The sequence below is a fragment of the Synechococcus sp. R6-7 genome, assembly GCF_047461695.1.
GTDB lineage: Bacteria > Cyanobacteriota > Cyanobacteriia > Thermostichales > Thermostichaceae > Thermostichus.
In genome coordinates this window covers 1-2,937 of record NZ_JANSHS010000419.1, presented here as the reverse complement: position 1 = coordinate 2,937, position 2,937 = coordinate 1, and the positions used below count along the sequence as shown (strand labels likewise).

Here is a 2,937-nt window from a genome sequence, read left to right as displayed (position 1 = left end):
CAGGAGAGTTCAGCGTGAATGTATCAGGAACGGTTCGAGCCGCAGGGATCAGTGGGTGGCGCTCAGTTCCTTGGTTGGGCAGCATTGCAGAGCAGCAGGGCATCTGGATCCCAAAGGATCTGCCCATCAAGAGCCATTCTCCCCAACACCGGCATTCCTACTTGGGCTTCCAGGCGCGGGATCAAAGTTGCATCCAGCTTTTCCAAGGCTTGGGGATCCCCAGTTTCGGGCAGGGATCCAACCAGCACCCATCCCAAACCACGGGCCTTGGCTTGGCGTAACAGGGCGGCAAAAGCGGCAGCTTGGCTCAGGGCGGCCTCCCGTTGCAACGTCAACAGCAAGCTCAACCCCCACGCATGGGCCAGATCCGCCCAGGTTTGGCCTGGCCCTATGGGATCGGCAACGCTGCCCGGCAAAACCAGTAGGGGATCTTTTTCTCCTGCCCACTCGGAGATTTGTTGCCAGAGGGCCTTTAGCTGAGCTTCCGAAGGGGTGGGATCCACTCTGAGCCGGCCCCAAGGGCGTTGAACCACCTGCTGCCAAGCGTCGGCCACTGCCGTAGCTCCTGGGATCCCCGGCCAGGTGTTGGCCACCATCACCTTCATGGCTCTGCCTCCCATAGGGCGAGAAACTCCGGCTGGATCTCGAAGCCAAACACCAAAGCCATATCCCGCAGCATGGAGACGGATCCCAGGTTCTGCTGCTTAAACCACCGCATCAACACAAAGATCTTCTGATAGACAAAGATCTCCAACGCTTCTGGGTTGTAAACAATACCCTCCCGAGGGCTGAATTGGTGGGGCACCATCATAGCCGCGTAACGGGCGAGTTCTCCTTGGCGCCAATTGAGAAAGTAGGGCATCCAGGGGTAGACTGTATCCCAACGAATAAACCACAGGCGCACCTCCGGGATCTCGGACAGCTCCCGTGGATCCTCAGGGCTGCGCGGCCAATCGATGGCGCATTGCACCTGCTGGGCAGCACGCACGGGATCGGCCATCAAGGTTTTCACCAGCTCATGGCCGGGGGTGAGATCCAGAGTTTGAATGGCCTTGGCAGGAAGGTAGAGGGTAATCGGCACGGCAACACAGCTATCTGGCTTGCAAATGCAGCTTATCTCAGCTCTGCTCTGTCTTGCTCGCCACTGGGATCCCTAGACGGGTGAGATCCAGGGCAAAACCTGCCGTTACCAAAAACACTTGGTCGGCCAGGGGAGCCAGCCTTTGGGTCAGTTCCCCCATCCGATCCCGAAACCGCCGCCCCAGTGGGTAAGCGGGCACCACCCCCCAGCCCACTTCTTCAGACACCAGGAGGATCTCCCCTCTATGGCTTTGCAAGGTTGCCAAGAAGGATTGCACCAAGGGATCCCATTCTGAAGAGGGACAGTCTAGGCCCTGCGCCACCCATCCCCCCAGCGAATCCACCAGCGCACAACAGGGCTGGGGCAACTTTTGCAGTTCTGCCCCCAAGTCCCTCCCGGTTTCCCAAGTCTGCCAACTGGAAGGCCGCCGTTGCCGGTGCTGTTGAACGCGCTCTGCCCACTCTGGGTCAGTCTCAGGATCGGGTTTCGGCCCGGTAGCCAGGTAGATAACCGGCAAGCCCGAAGCCGCAGCCAAACCCTCTGCCAGCCGGCTTTTGCCGGAGCGCACAGGGCCGCAGATCAGCACAATCGACATTACGCTGGAAATCCACTGACGCTTGAGATTAACCTAACAACAGCGCACTTGAACTTCAGGCTCAAAAGCTCGACCATGACAGATCCCAAGCCAATATCTCCGCCTGAACAAAAGGCTGCTTCGGCCTCTTTTCGATCTGCTCAACCGCTCTGGCTCAGCCTAGCGCTGGGGATCACCACTGCTCCCGTTTTGTTGGGCTTGGTCTTGGCAGATCGGGCCGGGAAATGGCTGGGATCCCTGAGCTGGGAAGATCCGGGTTGGTGGCTGGGGGAGCGGCTGCCCAACTTAGACAGCGCCCCGCTACAGGCCCATGAGCAACAACGCAAAAACTCTGCCCCGGTCGAGAACCCCTAGCTTCTCTGTCACTTTCGTATCATAGGAAAGCGAACTAGCAGCAGGAGTTAACAGCCTTTGCGTAGGCCGGCCAGACTATCTCAGGAGTTCGCCTCCACATTCTCGGGGGTGCTGTTTTGGACGAGCGCATTTCTCTTCACAACGGTGTTGAGCGCTTGTCTGGGCTACCTATTTGGTCAGCGAGCTCTATCGGGGGTTTCTTCTCCTGTCACCGGCTCCGGTCAGGCTTCTCCTTCCCGCGAAGTTCGGGATCCCCGTACTGTGCCTTTGCTGAACGAGGCTGAGGTAATTGCAGCAGCCGAAGCCAGCCTTCGTCCGTCCCCAACTCCCACCCCCCTCTTTACCCCAGCACCCACGCCGGTTGCAACTCCCACTCCAACACCCACCCCCAGATTGTCTCCTGAATTGGCGGCGGCCCCGTCGCCAACTCCTCGCCCCGCCACTCCATCTCCTCCACCTCCCCGTCCGCGTCAGCAGGACGGAGTTCCTGCCCCGCCGGCGCCCACACCACCTTCGCCCCCCCTACCAATTGCCGCCAGTGGACAGGTCTCTATGCAGGTGCTCTCGGTTCGTCGCGAGGGAAGCCAAGTGGTTCTGAATGTAGCTATGCAAAACAACTCGGCAGAGACGGTGCGCTTTCTCTATAGCTTCCTGAACATTACTGACGACAATGGACGGTCAATCAACGCGCTCACCCAGGGTTTGCCGGGGGAGCTGCCCCCCAATAGCCAAGTCTTCCAGGGAACCATCCGCATCCCAGCCTCGAGCCTAGCCGGATCCCGATCCCTGTCCCTGAGTTTGGCTGATTACCCCAGCCGCCGCCACCGAGTGGGAGCCAGTGGGATCCCAGTGCCGCCGTAACACCCCTCTTCCTTTAGCTTCAGCTAGAAATCGCAGGAGCCCCGCA

The 2,937-nt window shown here is 59.6% G+C and carries 5 protein-coding genes; 2 read left to right on the top strand and 3 right to left on the bottom strand.

Going from position 1 to position 2,937, the window contains the following annotated elements; translation table 11 throughout:
• Positions 1-62: 62 nt before the first annotated feature.
• The 3 genes from NW815_RS11975 to cobU are packed head-to-tail and all read right to left on the bottom strand — an operon-like array spanning position 63 to position 1,676.
• The gene (locus tag NW815_RS11975; protein ID WP_414389157.1) at positions 63-605 is read right to left on the bottom strand and encodes a hypothetical protein; all 543 of its coding nucleotides are present in this window, start codon (positions 603-605) and stop codon (positions 63-65) included.
• Positions 602-1,081, bottom strand: coding sequence for a CRR6 family NdhI maturation factor (locus NW815_RS11970; protein ID WP_414389159.1), 480 nt, complete (start codon positions 1,079-1,081; stop codon positions 602-604). The genes NW815_RS11975 and NW815_RS11970 overlap by 4 nt, the downstream gene beginning before the upstream one ends.
• 37 nt (positions 1,082-1,118) lie before the next feature.
• A complete protein-coding gene (cobU, locus tag NW815_RS11965; protein WP_414413327.1) occupies positions 1,119-1,676 on the bottom strand; it encodes a bifunctional adenosylcobinamide kinase/adenosylcobinamide-phosphate guanylyltransferase in 558 nt (185 codons plus the stop codon).
• Positions 1,677-1,751: 75 nt separating this feature from the next.
• Here cobU and NW815_RS11960 point away from each other — a divergent pair, with 75 nt between their 5' ends.
• Both NW815_RS11960 and NW815_RS11955 read left to right on the top strand, forming a co-directional pair.
• Positions 1,752-2,030, top strand: a complete 279-nt coding sequence (locus tag NW815_RS11960) for a hypothetical protein (protein ID WP_041436124.1) — start codon at positions 1,752-1,754, stop codon at positions 2,028-2,030.
• A 108-nt stretch (positions 2,031-2,138) separates the two neighbouring features.
• Positions 2,139-2,891, top strand: a complete 753-nt coding sequence (locus NW815_RS11955; protein WP_414416056.1) for a hypothetical protein — start codon at positions 2,139-2,141, stop codon at positions 2,889-2,891.
• Positions 2,892-2,937: the final 46 nt, after the last annotated feature.

Coding starts and splice junctions, on each gene's coding strand:
- cobU (WP_414413327.1), bottom strand. CDS start 1,676: ATGTCGATTGTGCTGATCTGCGGCCCTGTGCGCTCCGGCAAAAGCCGG.
- NW815_RS11975 (WP_414389157.1), bottom strand. CDS start 605: ATGAAGGTGATGGTGGCCAACACCTGGCCGGGGATCCCAGGAGCTACG.
- NW815_RS11960 (WP_041436124.1), top strand. CDS start 1,752: ATGACAGATCCCAAGCCAATATCTCCGCCTGAACAAAAGGCTGCTTCG.